An 18,433-nucleotide genomic window follows, 5' to 3' on the forward strand; every position below is an offset into this window, starting at 1 on the left:
GCTATTTAAAATTAGTAAACTGCAGATCGACGGTCAGATCGGCTTTCTTGAGCAGTTGGATAATTTGCTGCAGATCATCCCGGCTCTTCCCGGTCACCCGGATTTGATCGCCTTGAATCTGGCTTTTGACTTTAAGCTTCGAATCGCGAATCAGCACGTTGATCTTCTTGGCGTTCTCCTGATCGATCCCCTGTTTCAAATTAATCCGTTGACGCACGGTTCCCAAGGAAGCGGGCTCCACTTTTCCGTAATCCAGGTTTTTGATCGGCAGACCGCGCTTGATCATTTTCGATTGCAAAATGTCAATGAGCGCACCCAGCTTATACTCGTCGTCCGAGACAATCACCAATACGTCCTTTTCGACTTTCAATTCGCTCTTGGTCCCCTTAAAATCGAACCGGTTGGCGATTTCCCGTTCCGTCTGGTCAATCGCGTTCGTTAATTCCTGCATGTCCATCTTGGAAACAATATCGAATGAGCTTTCGGAAGCCATAATCCACAATCCTTTCCCATCATCTTATATTTCTTAATTATATGTAAACTTTTTCCCAAAGTCGAGTCGCTTCCCGGTTGAAAAAAGAAGAGGCGCCCATGCCGTTTTCGGCAGAGACGCCCCTAAGGTTATTTCTAAGGTTTCTTCGCTGTGCTAACCTTCCCCGCCTTGATCGCCGGCGCCGTCGGCCTCTCCGTTTCCCGCGGTGCCTTGATCCCCGCTCGTCGAGCCCGAGTCGGCAGTCCCGAGATTAAGCTGAATCTTGGTGGTGGATTTCCCGTCCGTCACGACCTGACCGCCCACCGTAATGACCGTGTTCGAGGACGCGCCCGACTTAACATAGAGGCCCTCCGGACCGAGATCATACGTCAGAACATCGCCCTCGGACGTATTTTCATAGTACAGCTTTTCCCCGCGGCGATCCCCCTTGCGGACTTCAACCCAGCTCTTTCCAGACGCCGTAATAACCACCTTTACCGGCTCGCTTCCCGAAGCCTGAACCAAAAATTTGGTCGTGCTCCCTTCCTTTCCGTCAGGTGTAACCACCACGCCCTGCTGGCCGGTCTCCCCGCCCGTTCCGGTACCTTCATTGCCTGCATTCGTGCCGCCGTCCGTGTTCACGCCGTCGCTGCTGGCATTCGGCGGCGTGGCGGTTCCCCCGGGATTGTCACCGGCGGCCGTGCCGTCCGTTCCGTTCTGGCCAGCCGCTTTTCCGGCGTTATTCGTACTTCCCTCCTGGCGAACATCGGTTACGGGAGTCGGATCCGGCTGATCCCCTTTCGCTTGGTCGGTGTTTTTACCCCACACGGCAAAATACATGTAAATAACGACCAGGATCAGTACGGCGAACGACCACATTAATGTCGTCGACAACCACTTGGAATTGCGCTCCGCGACCCGGGAGCTTCTCCGCTTCTGCAGCACCGGTTCCATCGTCGGTTCCGGATCTACGTCCGGCACCTGCTGCTTGTGTTCCGTCAGCAGTTCATCCGCGTCGACCCCGACCGTTTCGGCATAGGTTTTGATAAATGCGCGAACATAAAAACTCCCCGGAAGCACCTTGTAATCCCCCGATTCGATGGCTTCCAAGTACCTTTTGCGAATTTTAGTCATTTCCTGAACGTCGTCCAGAGACAAACCTCTGGCTAGGCGGGCTTCCTTTAATTGCTGGCCCAAATCCGACACAACCATCACCTCCTGTAAGTAGTACATGTAATATAACTATATTGAACGGCCTTGAGGCCGCTTATAGATCGTCGGAATAAATTGTAGTAAACGTATCATAAACGATTTGCTCGTCAGGATTGTTACGTAATTCGATAATTATGTCAAAATCGTCATAACTGTATTCCGTTTCTTTCACGAACACGTCGGGGTGTTCGATCACGATCGTAGAAGGGCTTCCCATTAATTCCTGGAGAAGCTGATAATGCTTTTCGTTCGAACGCAGCGTGCTGATAATACCATCGATAATAAATACGTTGTGCGGATTCATTTCCTCCTCGGAAAGCTGGCTCCGCACGGTTTGTCGCAGCAGGGTCGAAGATACGAAGGTCCATCGCTTCATCGCGCAGACGCTTCCGGCGATAATGGATTCCGTTTTGCCGACTCGCGGCATGCCGCGAAGGCCGATAACCTGATGTCCTTCCCTCTTAAATAATTCACCCAAAAAATCGACAAGCAACCCAAGCTCATCCCTTGTAAAACGGAACGTTTTATGATCATCGGAGTCCCTGACGATATACCGGCCGTGCCGGACCGCCAATAGGTCGACGAGGCGCGGGCTCCGCAGGGCGGTTACCGTAATGCTGTCCGCTTTGCGCAGCATCTGGTCGATCAAAGCGATCTTGGCATCGTCATCGCTCTCCAGAAGAAGGCCGCGGGTCTCTCCCTCAACTCCGTTGATGGTCAAAATATTAACCTCCAGCATCCCCAGCATGGAGGCGATATCCCCGAGCAGCCCAGGGCGGTTATTATGTATCTTATATTCTAAATACCATTGTTTCGGCTCCATACTCCCACCTCATTAATCTCTTTACCGTCATTCGACAAAATAGGTCTATATTCCTGCTTTTTCAACGTATTCGTTTTTCAACTTTCTTTCAAGGCGGTCAAAAACGAAATCATCAATACGTGTTTTATGATATATAAAATAGAAATGAAAGGCAAGCCGAGGGGGGAAATGGGAGAAAAGCTCCCGGGTAGGGAGCTTTTCAAAGCCTAACTATGCGTTTCTCTTCGCCAATTTCACCATCAGACGAGCGATGGTTTTCCGTTCCTCTTCATCCCCCACGTCCCAAATTTCCTTTAGGGCGCGGTTGGATTCGTTTTGAGGATCGACCTTGTCGTCAAGAAATCCGCCGATTTCATAGGCGAGGTTCGTGATCGCTTCCTCGCTCATCCCTGCGTTTTCCGCGTGTTTGACGCGGTCCCCGAGGAACTTTTTCCAAGTATCAAAATTTTTGAGTACTGTTGACATTTTTTAAATCCTCCTTCGGTTGGCGATTTAAAATCAACAGTCGTAATATGTCACTTATCACCGATCTTTATTCATGTCGCCGCCAAGGGAAAAACATCAGGTCACCCAGCCGCCGTTCGGGCTGATAATCTGTCCCGTTATATAGCCGGATTCAGGCAGCGCAAGAAAATAAACCAAGGAGGCGATCTCCCCGGGAGACGCTAGTCTTCCCGCGGGAATTTCCTCCTCGAGCTGCCTCATTTCTTCCGCATCGAAGCGGGCCATCATCTCCGTTTTAACGGCTCCGGGCGCTACGGCGTTCACCGTTACCCCCGAGGGAGCCAGTTCTTTGGCCAACGCTTTCGTAAACGCGTTGACGCCGCCTTTGGCCGCGGAATATACGACCTCGCAGGAACCGCCGGAGATTCCCCAGATCGATGAGACGTTGATAATTCGACCGAACCGCTGCGCTACCATATAAGGCATAAAGGCCTGACTGCATAAGAACACGCTTTTCAGGTTCACGCTCATGACGTCGTCCCACTGGGCTTCCTCCACATCAGCCAGCATGCCGTAGTGGGAGATGCCCGCGTTATTGACCAGGATGTCGGGCCGGAATCCGTGACTCTCCAGTTTTTCCTTCATCCGGAGAATCTGCTCCTTGCTTCTCAAATCCGCGGATACCGTGTAGGCTCTCGCGCCAAGTTCCAAACATTTGCGGGCGACTTCATTGGCGGCTTCGTGCGAGTTCATGTAATGAATCACCACATTCATCCCGACGGAGGCAAAGCGCAACGCAATTTCCGCGCCGATTCCCCGGCTTGCCCCCGTAATAAGCACGGTCAAATCTCCGATGTTCTTCTCGATCCCATGCTCCCAAGCCATGTTAAGGACTCACCACCAGCGAAACGGCAAGCTGGTTCCAATCGATGTGCTCACGCAGCCGCGCGTTCACCTCATCCAAGGAGAGCGATTCATAAACCGGCAGTACGTCGAAAAGATCACCGCCCCGGAAACGGTAACGCGTGAACTCGTGGGCGATGTTCTCCGGTGAATTCAGCATTCTTAAGTAGCCGCCGATTTTTTTCTTGCGGGCCCGTTCGAAATCTTCCGCCCGGAAACCGGAAGCGGTCACGTTCTTGATCTCCTCGGTAATGACCTGCAGCAGCTTATCCGGATCCTTCGTATCTCCGCCGATCGCGGAAAACGCGTAGTTCGGATTGCTATTGTATTCATGTGAAAAGCTGTCGGAGATCAAATCCATATCATACAGCTTTTGATACAACTTCGTACTCGCCCCCAGCAGCAAATCGAGCGCCAGCTTGGTGGCCAGATCCCTACGGAGCAGCTCCGCCCCGCTAAACCCAAGCTTGGTTTCCTTGAACCCGAACAGGCATTTCGGCAGCGAAACCGGAAGTTTGCATTCCCTGCGGGCTTCGTTTACGCCGCTCGGCTCCGGATCAAACTTTCTTTCGATCGTCCCTTGCGGCGGGTAATCCTTTTTGGCCTGGTTTTCCCGCACGAGTCGGAACACTTCCTCCGGATCCACCCCTCCGACCACGAACAGCAGCATATTGCTGGGGTGATAAAATGCATTATAGCAAGTATAAAGCGTCTCTTTCGTAATCGTCCCGATGGACTCGACCGTCCCCGCAATATCGATATGAACCGGATGAACCTTGTACATCGCTTCGATCAAGCCAAAATATACTCTCCAATCCGGATTGTCGCGGTACATGCCGATTTCCTGCCCGATGATCCCTTTTTCTTTCTCCACATTCTGATCCGTAAAATAGGGATGCTGCACAAAATTGATCAGAGTTTCAAGGTTATCGGAAATATTCTCGGTGGCCGAAAACAGATAGACCGTCTGATCAAAGCTCGTGAACGCGTTCGCCGAAGCTCCCTGGGAAGCGAATTTGGCAAAAATGTCGCCTTCGGGCTCCTCAAACATCTTATGCTCGAGAAAATGGGCGATGCCGTCCGGCACCGATATTTCTTCCTGGCCCTCCACCTGAAATCGGTTGTCGATGGAGCCGTATTTCGTGGAGAAAGTGGCATAGGTTTTCTGAAATCCCGGTTTCGGTAAAACATAAACCTGCAGTCCATTATCCATCGTTTCTCGGTATAGGGTTTCCTGTAATGCGTCGTAGCGGATTGCTTCCACCGGTCATTCCTCCTTTGGCCCTGTCAGAAAGTAAATCGTGTCCAGTTGGAACGTCTCGGCCGCTTGAACGACATCCGCCGCGGTGACCTTCTCTACCTGGGCGAGCAGATCCTCGACCGGACGTTCTTTGCCGGAGAGAACCCGGTTGAAATCATAAGCGATCATCTCAAACGCCGAATCCTGCATCTCTTGCAGGCTGTTACGAATCATCGCCTTGGTCTGCGTCATTTCCAATTCGCTGATATCGCCGGCACGCATACTGTCCAATTGCTCCCGGATGATGCGGAGCGCCTTCTCATAATTGGCAATCTCGATGCCCGATTGGATCGTCATCAGCCCTTTGTGGCCGTCGTAACGGGAAGCTGCGTAATAAGCGAGGCTTTCTTTTTCGCGCACGTTCATGAACAGCTTGGAATGCGGATAACTGCCCAATATCCCGCTGTAAAGAAGCGCGGACGCATATTGGTCATCCCTGTAGGTAATCGATGTGCGAAGCCCGAGGTTCAGCTTGCCTTGATTGACGTCCAGACGTTCTTTCACCGTACGCACTTCTTTAGGCTGCGTATTCTTCTCCGCGGGAGCGTAGTTCGGCGTATCCGACCGGTTCAGGTCGAACATCTTCTCCACCAATTCCTGCACCTCGGCAAGCGTGGTGTCACCGACCACATAAAGATCCAGACTGGCCTGGCGCAGCCAATTCCGATAAGCTTCATACAGCGTTTCAGGCGTAATGTTATCCAAATCGGCGCGCTGCCCAAGCGGGTGAAGTCGGTATGGATCTCCCTCGAACATGACTTCTATACAGCGTTCCGCCGCGTAGCGGATTTTATCGTTAATGATGCTCTCCAGCTTCTTGCGGACATTTTCCCGTTCCGTGGTGACATAGGCGGCGCGAAAACCGTTATTCTCCATAACGGGCTTGGTCACGACCTCTCCCAGAAACGCGAAAGTTTTGGCAAGCAGCGACTCCTGGCTTTGTACAAAAGAATCATTAATCGTATCCATCCGGATTTGAACGATCTGATAATTGCCGCGTTTATATACATCAAACCCGAAACCGGCGCCGTACATTAACTCCAACTGCTCCCGGAACTGAATCGTTTCCGGATAAGAAACCGTCCCCCTTCTCAGTACGAATGGGGTCAGTGCCGTCGTTGTGACCGTCTCGCTATCCAGCGGAATTCCCGCATAGAGGGAAACGGCAAACGTCTTGAAGCGGTTGGTTGGCAAAACATGAATCCGAATATGGCCCGCGCTGCCGCGTTCAAATATCGTCTTGTTCAAGACCAAAACTCCTTTACGAAAGACTGTGGTGCACGATTCAAAGAGAAATTCAGTTCCATTCTATACCAATCCAAAGGAAAGAAGCAACCTGGCGTCATGCGGCTGCTTCCTTCCATTTCTGAATTACATACAGAAGATATGTTTCCCGATCGTTTTTACTTGCGGACGTGTCCAGATCCACTTTGAAGTCGCGGTCTCGGGGTTGAAATAATACAGACATCCACCGGACGGATCCCAGCCATTCAATGCCTGCTGAACCGCCTTTCGCGCGGTTTCGTTGGGCTCCAGCCAAATTTGACCGTCGGCCACCGCCGTAAACGCGCCCGGCTGAAAAATAACGCCGGATGCCGTATTGGGGAAACTCGGCGATTTTACCCGGTTCAAAATCACGGCCGCGACCGCAACCTGTCCTTCAAAAGGTTCCCCGCGGGATTCCCCGTAAACCGCGTTGGCCATAATTTTCAAATCGTTTTCGGACAATCCCATCGCACTGGCCGGCGTCAGATTATCGCTGTCGCCACCCTCTGTTTGCCCCTGATTATTGCCGGCCCCGGCCGTTCCGCCTTCCGCGGTCTGACCCTGAGCGCCGCTCTCCTGCTGTTCGCCTTCTTGCCCGGTCGCATATTCCATGCCCGGCTTCCAATCCTTGGTGGCGTTATACAGCTTCAGCTTGGTCTTCGGTCCGGCTAATCCGTCTACCTCCATGCCAAACTCCGACTGAAACCATTTCAGCGCATCTCTTGTTTTCGGCCCAAAGTAGCTGTCAAGCTTCCCGTGGTAAAAACCGAGAAAACCCAGCCGTCCTTGAAGCTCGTAAACGTCCTTGCCAAACGCTCCGTAATCGATCACCTGATCGCTGAAAACCGGTACGGCATGCTTTGGCTTCTCGTCATGGGTGCTTACATCCTCGTTCGATCGCCCGAATTGACTGACCCCGTAAACGATCCCGAACAAAAGCAGCACTAAACCGGCGGCAAACCATATTTTCATGTTCTTCATATGTTTAGCTCTACCTTTCTTTTGTGGAATTAACATAGTTGGCTGACCTTATTATGACAAGACCAGGCTCTTCCTATGCACCCCAACCAAAAGGCTTCGGCGCAAAAATCACTCTGCCGGGCTTAAAGCGATGCAATACACAAAAAAGCTCCCGCCATTTACCGGCGGAAGCTTTCAATCCATGAAAAACCGTTAACTTCGGACTAAACTAGGACGGAATCTTCCCTTGTTTAAATTGCTCGATCGTCATCAGCACTTCACGCGGCTTACTGCCTTCGTAAGGGCCGACGACTCCTCTTGCCTCCATGGAATCGATCAGGCGCGCGGCGCGGGTATATCCGACGCGCATGCGCCGCTGCAGCAGCGATACCGAAGCCTGTTTGGCTTCGAGCACAATCTGTACGGCCTGGTCATACAGCTCGTCCAGAACTTCCTCATGATCCGCCGTCTCCTCTTCGACCTCAGGCACCAGGCTTTCGTCATATTCCGCTTGCCCCTGCTCGCGAACATAATTGACGATCGCTTCAACCTCCTGATCGCTCATGAATGCCCCTTGAACGCGAACCGGTTTCGAGGCGCCCATCGGCATGAACAGCATATCGCCGCGGCCCAGCAGCTTCTCGGCCCCGGCCATATCGAGAATCGTGCGCGAGTCGACCTGCGAGGATACGCCAAAAGCGATCCGCGAAGGGATGTTCGCTTTGATGACCCCCGTGATGACATCCACGGACGGGCGCTGCGTCGCAATGATCAAGTGGATCCCCGCAGCCCGGGCCATTTGGGCCAGCCGGGCGATCGCGTCCTCCACGTCATTGGCGGCAACCATCATCAAATCGGCGAGCTCGTCCACGATGACGACAATATAAGGCAACACTGCGTCCGGATTGTCCTTCATCATCAAGTTATACCCCTCGATATTGCGGGAGCCGGATTTGGAGAACAGCTCGTAGCGTTTCTCCATCTCGACTACAATTTTCTTCAAGGCGAGCGATGCGCGTTTGGGATCCGTGACCACCGGGGTCAGCAGGTGAGGAATGCCGTTATAGACGTTCAATTCGACCATTTTCGGATCGACCATCATAAATTTCACTTCGTCCGGCTTGGCCTTATACAGAATGCTCGTGATGATTCCGTTAATACAAACGGATTTCCCGGAGCCGGTAGCGCCGGCAACGAGCAAATGGGGCATTTTGGCCAGATTGCCGACGATCGTCTGTCCGGAAATGTCCCGTCCGAAAGCGATGGACAACTTGGACTCGGCTTCCACGAACGTAGGCGTCTCCATAACCTCCCGCATCGTCACCAGGGATACTTCATTATTCGGCACCTCGATCCCGATAGCCGATTTCCCCGGGATCGGGGCTTCCATCCGGATATCCTTGGCAGCCAGCGCGAGCGCGATATCGTCGGTCAAATTGACAATCCGGCTCACCTTGACGCCGATATCGGGTTGTATTTCGTACCTCGTCACCGCCGGGCCGCGTACGACTTCCAGCACGCGGGCCCTTACGCCGAAGCTCTCCAGCGTGGCCTCCAGCTTTCTCGCCGTTTGCATATAATCCGCCTGATCGCCGGATTTTCCCCCGCCGGCCGGCTTGGACAGCAGCCGGAACGGCGGCAGCTTGTACGGCTTAGGTGCCGGTTTGGGCGGGGCCGGCGGCATTTCGGCCGCCTCTTCAGGCCCTCCCGCCTCCGGAGAGCCTCCTTCCCGAAGCGGCGTCTCCAAGCCGTTATCGGGCTGTCCTCCGGCTTCTTCTTCCGCTGCCGGAGGATCGGCATCCCCGGCTGCCGGAGGATCGGCATCCCCGGCTGCCGGACCGCCTTCCATCGGCCGGGCCTCGTCCCACTCCGTTTCTTCCTCCGCGGAGTGCCCCTCCCGCTGGATGTGGTCGAAGAAATCGCGGATGATCGGACCGGTGTCGGCGAAAGAACCCGGGCCCCCATCTTCATCGTAACCGCGAACATTCTCCGGATGGCCGGCCGATCCTCCGTTCCCCTCATATTCGACCTCATTCCAATTTACTCCACCGTGAATGCCCGATATCGGTGCGGCGGAGAGGTCCTCCGTCTCTCCGGAAACGGCCTCGTCCGCCGTTACGGTTGAGTTTTGCCCTTTATATCCGAACAGTTGAAAAAATACCGGTCTTTTTCGAGGAGAACCCGAGGAAATCGGTGAAGCCGGAGGCATGTCCGCCTCCAATTCCTCCTCTTCTTCCTCCTCGCGAATCCTCGGTTTTGCGACTCGTTTTCCCTGGCTTGGCACGGGTACCGGACGGAGCATCCGGATCTTCTTGCCCAGCAGTTCACCCAAGCCCCCCATCTTGCCCCGGAGCATCCGGCCCAGATCCACATAGGACAGCCCGGTCACCAACATAAAGCTGATCGCCAGCATCACGATCATGATCAATTTGGCTCCGGCCAGACCGAATAAGGAATAGAGCAGCGCGAATTCCAGCCCGCCTATGTAACCTCCGCTGATATTTAGCGATAGAAGGCTAAACCCCGAATCTCCCGCGGACGGATGAAACAGGGACCCCTGCAGATCCCGGTGGATCTGGCCCAATATATTGCCGAACGTCATCGGAACGACCGACGCCAGTTTCTGGCTCATCGCCGAGATGGTGCTCATGAGGACGAACGCCAAGGCGGCGAGCAGAAGACCGGTTTTTCGCGTGGACCACCGATTCGGCCATTTTCGTCCGATCATCACCGCCAATCCGACGTAGATACCGATTAAAGGAATTACAAAATAAAACTTGCCGAGGAGCAGTGCCGACATTTTGGACAAGGTGCGTCCGACGGCCGCCTCCCCGGACAAGGCGATGACGGATAAGGTGATCAGGATGATCCCATAGATTTCGTATTTGAGCATACTGCCGATTGCTGCCTTTTTCTTCTTCCGTTTGCGTGCCAAAACAGGAACACCCCCCAGTTGAATATTATACCATATTCGCTGGAGGGTACCATACAGATGTTCTCTTTTTTTACTTCAGCAGCAGCGGCAAAAACACAACTTGCCGACCTGGGGCGTAAGCGGGATTCAAATAATCATCCAGTCCGCAGCGCAGAAGCCTTACGATCGTCGCCCGGTTGCCCGGTTCCATCCGCACCTGCATCAACACGCCGCCAATCTCGATCTCGCTGTACATATCGGCGACCTCTGGCTGTTCCCAATAAGCCTCTTCCGGCAGGATCGTATAATGGGTCATTGCGTCATCCCTCCCGTCGTCATCGCGGCCCTGCGCGATTCGATCAGAGCGTTCAACTTGCTTAGCCCTTCACCGATCCCGCCGATGTCATCGATCAACCCGTATTTGACGGCGTCATTCCCACCGACGGCCGTACCGATATCCCGATTGAGTTCACCGGTTTTAAACATCAATTCTTTAAAGGTTTCTTCCGGGATTCGCGAGTGGGCGGTCACAAACCGGACGACGCGCTCCTGCATCTTCTCGATATATTCGAAGGTTTGCGGAACCCCGATCACCAGACCGGTCATCCGGATCGGATGAATCGTCATCGTCGCGCTCTCGGCGATAAAGGAAAAGTCCGAAGCGACCGCGATCGGTACGCCGATGCTATGGCCGCCGCCGATGACAACCGTAACCGTCGGTTTGGAGAGGGACGCGATCATCTCCGCAATCGCCAAGCCGGCTTCCACATCGCCTCCGACGGTATTAAGAATGATCAGCAGCCCTTCGATCCGCGGATTTTGTTCCGCGGCCACCAATTGAGGGATCAAATGCTCGTATTTGGTCGTTTTATTTTGCGGGGGGAGGACGAGATGACCCTCGATCTGTCCGATGATCGTCAAGCAATACACATTGGACTCCCCCTGAGTAGGGACGGCCGTTTGACCGAGTTGCTGGATAATGTCGGTTACGGCCGGCGGTCTTTTCTCTCCATCGGGCTGAACCGGCGGGATTTCATTCTCCTGGTCCCCCGAGGAACCTTTGCCGATCTGTTTATTCATGAATTCATCACGCTTCCTTTCACCCGCTTGGGCGGTATCGACTTTTAACATCTATGGTGGCGCTTGTCCCTGAGATTGCTTCCCCTGCCTGTCATGTGCTAGTATGCCGACTATCGGTCCGCCTCTATTCTTTCGGGCCACCGATTTCCTGGCGAAAACGCAAAAAAGCCCCTTCTCCCGCAAGGAACCGTCCAATATTACCGGCAGGAGAAAGGGCGACTGTGTGCCCAATTATTCAATTGTATGGCTGGTCTTTAACGGCCGCCCGTCACACTTCCATAATAATCGGAAGGATCATCGGTCTGCGGCGCGTCTGTTCGTAAAGGAATCGGCCCAGCGAATCCTTCACACTGGTTTTGAGCGAAGCCCATTCATTCACATTTTCGCTCATCAATTTCTCCAAGGTACTGGATACGATTCGGTTCGCCTCATCCAGCAGTCCCTCGGACTCCCGAACGTATACGAAGCCGCGCGAAATGATATCCGGTCCGGAAACGATACTTCCGTCCTGCTTGCTCAAGGTGACGACCACGACCAAAATCCCGTCCTGGGACAGCAACTTCCGGTCGCGGAGTACGATATTCCCGACATCCCCGACCCCGAGTCCGTCGATCAGGACGTTCCCGGCGGGAACTTTCCCCGCTTTGCGGGCAACTCCACCTTGAATTTCTACGATATCCCCGATGTCCACGAGGAAAATATTGTCCGCTTCCACGCCGACCGATTGGCCCAGCAACGCGTGCTTGCGCAGCATCCGGTACTCGCCGTGAATCGGAATGAAGTACTTCGGACGCATCAGGTTCAGCATCAGCTTCAGTTCTTCCTGACTGCCGTGACCGGATACATGGACGCCGGAGTTGGAACCGCTGTATATGACTTCCGCACCGAGGCGGAACAATTCATCGATCGTACGGCCTACGTATTTCTCGTTCCCCGGCACCGGCGTTGCCGCAATAATTACGGTATCTCCCGGCAAAATATCCACTTTCCGATGCGTGGAACGCGCCATTCTCGTCAAGGCGGACATCGGTTCGCCCTGACTGCCCGTACACAGAATAACTACCCGGTCCGCGGCCATTTTGTTGACTTCTTCCGGCTCGATAATAATCCCGTCCGGTACGTTCAAATAGCCCAGCTCGGAAGCGATCGTCACGACATTGACCATGCTTCGGCCGATGATGGTTACTTTGCGGCCCGTCGAGAACGCCGCATCAATCACCTGCTGGATCCGGTGCACGTTCGAGGCGAACGTGGCGACCACAACGCGCTGTTCCGCTTTACGGAAAATATCGTCAAGCACAAGCCCGACATTTTTCTCCGACGGCGTGAATCCGGGTTTCTCGGCATTGGTGCTGTCCGAAAGAAGAGCAAGCACGCCTTTCTTCCCGATTTCGCCCATCCGGTGCAAGTCCGCAAATTGATCATTGACTGGTGTATGATCGAATTTAAAGTCACCGGTATGAACGACGTTGCCTTCCGGCGTTTCAATACACACGCCAACGGAGTCCGGAATGCTGTGGTTCGTGCGGAAGAAGGTCGCTTTCATCGTGGAACCCAACTGGATTTCGGAATCCGCGTGGATTAAAATCCGTTTGGTTTCTCCGAGCAGCCCCGCTTCCTTCAGTTTGTTCTCCACCAAGCCCAAGGTCAGTTTGGTTCCGTAAACCGGAACGTTCAGATTCTTGAGCACATAAGGCAAGCCCCCGATATGGTCCTCGTGACCATGCGTCAACACGATGCCCCTTACTTTGTCGCGGTTTTCCGTCAAGTAAGTGATATCGGGAATCACGATGTCGATGCCCAGCATGTCCTCTTCCGGAAATTTAAGTCCCGCATCGATGACCACGATGTCGTTGGCATACTGAACCACATACATGTTCTTCCCGATTTCTGCGACGCCGCCCAGGGCAAAGATCATCAGTTTATCATTATTCATTTTTTTGGACAAGTGAATCTAACCCTCCTAAATGTTTTGGACGTCGTAATTTTTGTTGTAAATTTGTAAAGGAAAACGCACCGATCAGTGCTTCTCATCCATTTATATCTTCCAAATAAAATTCACCGCACCCAGTCACTTGAAATCATTATACATGATTAAAATGGCAAAAAACAAGTGAGCCGCCTACCGCCTTATATCGTTAACTTTCTCTACAGCGAAAAAACCGATGCCTCTTATGGGGCATCGGTTTTTGGAAATGCAGCAAATTATTGGTTTATCGCAGCAGTTGTCTGATGCTTTCGGCCTCTTCTTCACTCGGCGGCACCAGGGGCAAACGGACGGGTCCAACATGCTGCCCCAACTCGTTCAAGGCATATTTTACCGCTACCGGATTAGGGCACTCGAATAAGCCTTTAAACACCGGCAAAAGCTTCTGGTGAAGCCTTGCCGCGGCATCGACGCGTCCGGCGAGGAACGAATCCAGCATCTCCTTCATCGCCGGCCCCACGATATGGCTTGCCACGCTGACGACGCCATAAGCGCCGACCGCCATGGCCGGAAGGGCCGCCGAATCGTCTCCGGAATACACCTTGAAACCGGCCGGAGCTTCGGCGGCGATTCCCGCCACTTGTTCCAGCGAGGCGCATTCCTTGGTGGCCACCACGTTCGGGATTTGTGCCAACCGCAGGGTCGTTTCTTTGCTGAGGCTGACGACCGTCCGGCTCGGTACATTGTACAGCATAACCGGAAGCTTGGTCGCGTTGGCGATACTTGCAAAATGCCGATACAAACCTTCCTGGTTCGGCTTGTTATAGTAAGGGGCTACGATCAGCAGAGCGTCAACCCCCAGCTTTTCAGCTTCCACAGACAAGTGGATGGAATGAGCGGTATGGTTGCTTCCCGTCCCTGCGATGATTTTGCAGCGTCCCGCCGCATGCTTGACGGCAAATTCGAACATCTCCAATTTTTCCTCGTCGGTCAAAGTCGGAGATTCTCCTGTCGTCCCGCAAATCACCAGACTGTCTGACTTCTGTTCTTCGATCAAATAATCCATTAAGCGTCCGGTTTGCTCCCAATCGATTCGTTCCTCGCTGTCGAAGGGGGTCACCATCGCCGTAATCAATCTTCCGAAATCCACGCCGTCTCCTCCTTTGGCTCATCTGCATTCACTAGCATTACTCCGACTACTTGCCCAGCTCAAATTTGGCATGCAGGGCGCGGAGAGCTTGCACCATATCCTCTTTGTTGACCAGCACCCAGATCGTGGTATTGGAATCGGCGGACTGAAGAATTTGAATATTCTGCTCCGTCAACGCTTCGACAATTCTCGCCATAATCCCAGGCACTCCGTTGATCCCTCCGCCGATGACGGACACTTTGGCGCACCCGCTTAAAATCTCGGGCTCATACCCTAAACCCTCCAGAACCGAACGCGCTTTAACCGCATCGCTGTCGAATACGGTATAAACTGCGCCCGAAGGGGTCACATTAATAAAATCAACGCTGATTGCATTCTCCGCCATCGCTTTAAATACCTTCAGTTGCAGGTTATCCGCAACCTTGCCGGAAGATTCAACCTTGATTTGCGTCACATTGGCCACATAGGCGATCCCGGTGACATAACGATCGACGATACCGATCTGCACATCCTTAAAGCCTTCGGGATTCGCCACCAGCGTTCCTTCGCTCTGGGAAAAGGTAGACCGCACCCGGACCGGAATACCGGACTGCATCGCAATCTCCACCGCCCGGGGGTGTATGACCTTGGCGCCTTGGTGGGCCATATTGCAAATCTCCGCATAGCTGACGTACTCCAGCGGCTTGGCGTCTTCGACAATTCTAGGATCGGCGGTCAGGATACCGTCCACATCGGTATATATATCGACCATCTCTGCATGCAGCGCCGCACCCAGCGCTGTCGCCGAGGTATCGCTGCCACCGCGTCCCAGCGTGGTAAAATCGCCGAGCTGGTTCTGTCCCTGGAAACCCGTAACGATAACGACGTCATAGCGCTCCAGTTCCTCCAGCACGCGCGTCGGCACGATGTCCAGAATTCTGGCGTTTCCGTATTGGCTATCCGTTCGAAACCCGGCCTGGGCTCCGGTCAGAACGACGGAACTGACCGACACTTTTTGGAGCAGGCTGCATAGCATGGACGCGGAGATGATCTCCCCGCAAGAAAGCAGCAAATCTTGTTCCCGAGACGGCAGCGAGCCGCCGCCGGAAGCGATCAAATCAAGCAATGTGTCCGTTGCATACGGGTCTCCCTTCCGGCCCATCGCGGAAACCACAACGACAAGCCGGTAACCGTTATCCAGTTCCCGGCGGATATGTGAGATGACCTTCTCTCTCGCTTCCGAAGACGAGAGAGAAGTGCCACCGAATTTCTGCACTAAAATGCGCATGGATATTCCTCCAATTTAAGTAAAACAAGCCGAAAGTCCAAATTATGAATTATTCCTTGCCCGCCGCTACAATCTCGGCGATTTGCACCGCATTCCAGGCAGCTCCTTTAAGCAGGTTATCCGAAACGATCCACAAATTCAGTCCGCGAGGATGGTCCAGGTCCCGGCGCAGCCGCCCGACGAAAACATCCGGTTTGCCGGCCGCTTCCGTTGCGAGCGGGTAGCTTTGCGAAGCCGGGTCGTCGACCAAGGTAACGCCCGGTGCATCGGAAAGTAGGCCGCGTACTTCCTCAAGGTCGTAATCGTTCTTCAACTCGACGTACACCGACTCCGAATGGCCGTAAACGACCGGAATACGTACGCAAGTAGCGGTAACTTGGATGGAATCGTCGCCAAAGATTTTTTTGGTTTCGCGAACCATCTTCATTTCTTCCAGCGTATAACCGTTGTCCTGGAATTTATCGATTTGAGGTACGGCGTTAAAAGCGATTTGATGCTTCACCGGCAGCGATGAAACCGGCAGAATATCCGGCTTGACTTCGTTGCCCTCCAGCACTTCCTTGCTCTGACGCAGCATTTCGTCGATCGCTTTGGCGCCCGCACCGGATACCGCTTGGTATGTTGAAACGATAATCCGAGAAACGCCGTAACGGTCGTGTAACGGTTTAAGAGCCGTCACCATTTGAATGGTCGAACAGTTCGGATTGGCGATAATCCCTTGATGTTGACCGATCATATGCTCGTTTACTTCCGGCACGACAAGCGGAGCCGTTTCCGCCATGCGGAATGCGTTGGTATTGTCAATCACAACCGCACCGTGGCGAACGGCATGAGGAGCGAGTGCCTTGCTGACGTCGCCGCCCGCGCTGAACAAGGCGATGTCGATGCCTGCAAAGCTATCCGGGCCAGCTTCTTCAACGGTAATTTCCTGTCCCTTAAAACGAAGAATGGTACCTGCGGAACGGGCCGAAGACAACAGCTTCAGCTTTTCGACCGGAAAGTCCCTTTTCTCCAATAATCCGATGATTTGTTCCCCCACAGCTCCCGTTGCTCCGACAACGGCGACATTAAACTTCCTTCTGCTCATCTGGCACGTCTCCCCTTCTCTAACATAACGATTTATAGTAAATGAAATAAATCTCTTGGTATGATGATTGCCTAATCCCGGAAACGCTCGATAATGACCGGTTGCAACTGCTTTCCTTCAAGCGCGGCGTAGCAGGTTTCCGGAACCAACTCCATTCGGGCCACCAGCGAATTCGGTTTGTTGACCGGATTGTCCTGTCCGAACGGTACGAAATAAATGTTCTTGGCCACGATCAATTTGGCGATATTCGCCATATTAAATCCCAAACCGTCATTCGTCGACACGGCCAATACGACCGGACGTCCATTGCGGAGCGTCGCCTTCGCGGCCATCAGTACCGGACTGTCGGTCACGGCATTGGCCAGCTTACTGGTTGTCGTTCCGGTGCAGGGAGCGATGGCCAGCACATCCAGCAGTTTCTTCGGCCCCAAAGGTTCGGCGTCGACAATTGATGAAATGATATCATTCCCTGTTATATCTTTCAACTGTTTCTGCCAGTCTTCAGCCTGGCCAAAACGGGTGTCGGTCATCTTCACGGATTGTGAAATAATCGGTACCACATTGGCTCCGCCGTCCACGAAGCGCTGTACTTGCGGCATAACCTCTTCCAAAGTGCAATGCGATCCCGTCACGGCATAGCCTACAGTTATCCCTTGCCAGTTCATCCTTCATCCCCCCGTAATTGAAACTCTTCCAGAATCGACTGACTTAGCGCATTCGCCATGATGATACCAGCCGTCTTGGGAGCGACGATTCCGGGCAGACCGGGAGCAAGCAGCGCTTTAATCCCGCGCTTCTCGGCAAAACGGAAATCCGTTCCGCCGGGAGCCGAGGCAAGGTCAATGATCACGGTATGCCGAGGCAATTTAGAGATCATTTGCGCTGTGACTATCATAGTCGGAATCGTATTAAAAATCAAGTCGATTTCGCTGGTGTAAGCGGTCAAATCCGTTGCTACGAAAGGCTTCCAGCCCATTTGAACCGCCCTCGCCGCGTCGGCTTTCCGGCGCAGGCCCACCTTCACGCTCGCTCCCAACCCCTGAAGAGTCCTTGCTAAAGTAAACCCCGTCCGTCCCATCCCCAGCACAACGCAATTTGAACCGTGAATCGTCGTGTCCGTATGTTGAATCGCCATCATCACCGCGCCCTCGGCGGTGGGAATGGAATTGTAAATGGCCACATCGTCCCGCTCCAAAAGCTCGATGATCCGAAAGCCGCATTCGGCCCCGATTTGTTTTAAATAAGCTTTGGCCATTCCCGTGTACACCGGTGTTCCCGGACGCAGTACGGAGAACAGCTCTTTTTCCAGTACCAGCTCTTTACTCGAAAACGGCGCGCCGATAACTCCCTGGTCGTTGCAGCCCACCACCGGCAGGACCACAACATCCGCTTCCTTGAGCAGATCGGGGGTTAAATTTTCATTCGTCACGCCCTCGGGCGGTTGCTCCAGCTTATCAAAACCGACGACCCGGACCGACGCATCCAGTTCCAAGCACTTATGAATCACTTCCACCTGGCGGGCATCACCGCCCAGAAAGACGATTGTTAGACCGGTCAGCATCAAGATCGGCACTCCTTCCAGGCAATACAGTATAGACCATCCTATGCAGGAGAAGGGCGGGTGGTGA

General features: G+C 53.5%; 17 protein-coding genes. All 17 read right to left on the reverse strand.

Going from position 1 to position 18,433, the window contains the following annotated elements; all coding sequences use genetic code 11:
* Position 1: 1 nt before the first annotated feature.
* Positions 2–493: a YajQ family cyclic di-GMP-binding protein gene (locus tag FRY98_RS00945; RefSeq protein ID WP_148449773.1), complete on the reverse strand. Its 492-nt coding sequence runs from the start codon at positions 491–493 to the stop codon at positions 2–4.
* 153 nt (positions 494–646) lie between these two features.
* Positions 647–1,684, reverse strand: a complete 1,038-nt coding sequence (locus tag FRY98_RS00950; RefSeq protein WP_420819689.1) for a RodZ domain-containing protein — start codon at positions 1,682–1,684, stop codon at positions 647–649.
* Between the two features lie 55 nt (positions 1,685–1,739).
* Positions 1,740–2,507: a DUF3388 domain-containing protein gene (locus FRY98_RS00955; protein WP_148449775.1), complete on the reverse strand. Its 768-nt coding sequence runs from the start codon at positions 2,505–2,507 to the stop codon at positions 1,740–1,742.
* Positions 2,508–2,717: 210 nt separating this feature from the next.
* Positions 2,718–2,972, reverse strand: a complete 255-nt coding sequence (locus FRY98_RS00960; protein ID WP_148449776.1) for a DUF3243 domain-containing protein — start codon at positions 2,970–2,972, stop codon at positions 2,718–2,720.
* A gap of 96 nt (positions 2,973–3,068) precedes the next feature.
* Entirely contained in the window at positions 3,069–3,836 is a 768-nt protein-coding gene (gene ymfI, locus FRY98_RS00965; protein ID WP_148449777.1) for an elongation factor P 5-aminopentanone reductase, read from the reverse strand.
* Between the two features lies 1 nt (position 3,837).
* Entirely contained in the window at positions 3,838–5,118 is a 1,281-nt protein-coding gene (gene yfmH, locus FRY98_RS00970) for an EF-P 5-aminopentanol modification-associated protein YfmH (RefSeq protein WP_148449778.1), read from the reverse strand.
* 3 nt (positions 5,119–5,121) lie between these two features.
* Positions 5,122–6,402 carry an EF-P 5-aminopentanol modification-associated protein YfmF gene (gene yfmF / locus FRY98_RS00975; protein ID WP_148449779.1) on the reverse strand — a complete coding sequence of 427 codons (1,281 nt, stop codon included), beginning with the start codon at positions 6,400–6,402 and terminating at the stop codon, positions 5,122–5,124.
* Between the two features lie 123 nt (positions 6,403–6,525).
* Positions 6,526–7,401, reverse strand: a complete 876-nt coding sequence (gene sleB / locus FRY98_RS00980) for a spore cortex-lytic enzyme (protein ID WP_148449780.1) — start codon at positions 7,399–7,401, stop codon at positions 6,526–6,528.
* 208 nt (positions 7,402–7,609) lie between these two features.
* Entirely contained in the window at positions 7,610–10,315 is a 2,706-nt protein-coding gene (locus FRY98_RS00985; RefSeq protein ID WP_148449781.1) for an FtsK/SpoIIIE family DNA translocase, read from the reverse strand.
* A 70-nt stretch (positions 10,316–10,385) separates the two neighbouring features.
* Positions 10,386–10,610 carry a YlzJ-like family protein gene (locus tag FRY98_RS00990; RefSeq protein ID WP_148449782.1) on the reverse strand — a complete coding sequence of 75 codons (225 nt, stop codon included), beginning with the start codon at positions 10,608–10,610 and terminating at the stop codon, positions 10,386–10,388.
* A complete protein-coding gene (locus tag FRY98_RS00995) occupies positions 10,607–11,374 on the reverse strand; it encodes a ClpP family protease (RefSeq protein WP_148449783.1) in 768 nt (255 codons plus the stop codon). The genes FRY98_RS00990 and FRY98_RS00995 overlap by 4 nt, the downstream gene beginning before the upstream one ends.
* A 268-nt stretch (positions 11,375–11,642) precedes the next feature.
* On the reverse strand, positions 11,643–13,322 hold the full coding sequence (locus FRY98_RS01000) for a ribonuclease J (RefSeq protein ID WP_148449784.1): 1,680 nt from the start codon (positions 13,320–13,322) through the stop codon (positions 11,643–11,645).
* 265 nt (positions 13,323–13,587) lie between these two features.
* Positions 13,588–14,451: a 4-hydroxy-tetrahydrodipicolinate synthase gene (gene dapA / locus FRY98_RS01005; RefSeq protein ID WP_148449785.1), complete on the reverse strand. Its 864-nt coding sequence runs from the start codon at positions 14,449–14,451 to the stop codon at positions 13,588–13,590.
* A 46-nt stretch (positions 14,452–14,497) separates the two neighbouring features.
* Positions 14,498–15,718, reverse strand: a complete 1,221-nt coding sequence (gene dapG, locus FRY98_RS01010) for an aspartate kinase (RefSeq protein ID WP_148449786.1) — start codon at positions 15,716–15,718, stop codon at positions 14,498–14,500.
* A 49-nt stretch (positions 15,719–15,767) separates the two neighbouring features.
* On the reverse strand, positions 15,768–16,805 hold the full coding sequence (locus FRY98_RS01015) for an aspartate-semialdehyde dehydrogenase (RefSeq protein ID WP_148449787.1): 1,038 nt from the start codon (positions 16,803–16,805) through the stop codon (positions 15,768–15,770).
* 71 nt (positions 16,806–16,876) lie between these two features.
* The gene (locus tag FRY98_RS01020) at positions 16,877–17,470 is read right to left on the reverse strand and encodes a dipicolinate synthase subunit B (RefSeq protein WP_148449788.1); all 594 of its coding nucleotides are present in this window, start codon (positions 17,468–17,470) and stop codon (positions 16,877–16,879) included.
* Positions 17,467–18,366 carry a dipicolinate synthase subunit DpsA gene (gene dpsA / locus FRY98_RS01025; RefSeq protein ID WP_148451139.1) on the reverse strand — a complete coding sequence of 300 codons (900 nt, stop codon included), beginning with the start codon at positions 18,364–18,366 and terminating at the stop codon, positions 17,467–17,469. Before dpsA ends, FRY98_RS01020 begins: the two co-directional genes overlap by 4 nt.
* Positions 18,367–18,433 lie beyond the last annotated feature (67 nt).

Source organism: Paenibacillus faecis (genome assembly GCF_008084145.1).
In the GTDB taxonomy this organism is placed as follows: domain Bacteria; phylum Bacillota; class Bacilli; order Paenibacillales; family Paenibacillaceae; genus Fontibacillus; species Fontibacillus faecis.

What these genes read in the sequence shown, in the direction of transcription:
- FRY98_RS00995 (WP_148449783.1), bottom strand. Translation starts at nt 11,374, where the DNA reads ATGAATAAACAGATCGGCAAAGGTTCCTCGGGGGACCAGGAGAATGAA.
- dapG (WP_148449786.1), bottom strand. Translation starts at nt 15,718, where the DNA reads ATGCGCATTTTAGTGCAGAAATTCGGTGGCACTTCTCTCTCGTCTTCG.
- FRY98_RS00945 (WP_148449773.1), bottom strand. Translation starts at nt 493, where the DNA reads ATGGCTTCCGAAAGCTCATTCGATATTGTTTCCAAGATGGACATGCAG.
- dpsA (WP_148451139.1), bottom strand. Translation starts at nt 18,366, where the DNA reads ATGCTGACCGGTCTAACAATCGTCTTTCTGGGCGGTGATGCCCGCCAG.
- ymfI (WP_148449777.1), bottom strand. Translation starts at nt 3,836, where the DNA reads ATGGCTTGGGAGCATGGGATCGAGAAGAACATCGGAGATTTGACCGTG.
- FRY98_RS01015 (WP_148449787.1), bottom strand. Translation starts at nt 16,805, where the DNA reads ATGAGCAGAAGGAAGTTTAATGTCGCCGTTGTCGGAGCAACGGGAGCT.
- FRY98_RS00950 (WP_420819689.1), bottom strand. Translation starts at nt 1,684, where the DNA reads ATGGTTGTGTCGGATTTGGGCCAGCAATTAAAGGAAGCCCGCCTAGCC.
- FRY98_RS00955 (WP_148449775.1), bottom strand. Translation starts at nt 2,507, where the DNA reads ATGGAGCCGAAACAATGGTATTTAGAATATAAGATACATAATAACCGC.
- FRY98_RS00960 (WP_148449776.1), bottom strand. Translation starts at nt 2,972, where the DNA reads ATGTCAACAGTACTCAAAAATTTTGATACTTGGAAAAAGTTCCTCGGG.
- sleB (WP_148449780.1), bottom strand. Translation starts at nt 7,401, where the DNA reads ATGAAGAACATGAAAATATGGTTTGCCGCCGGTTTAGTGCTGCTTTTG.
- FRY98_RS00990 (WP_148449782.1), bottom strand. Translation starts at nt 10,610, where the DNA reads ATGACCCATTATACGATCCTGCCGGAAGAGGCTTATTGGGAACAGCCA.
- FRY98_RS01020 (WP_148449788.1), bottom strand. Translation starts at nt 17,470, where the DNA reads ATGAACTGGCAAGGGATAACTGTAGGCTATGCCGTGACGGGATCGCAT.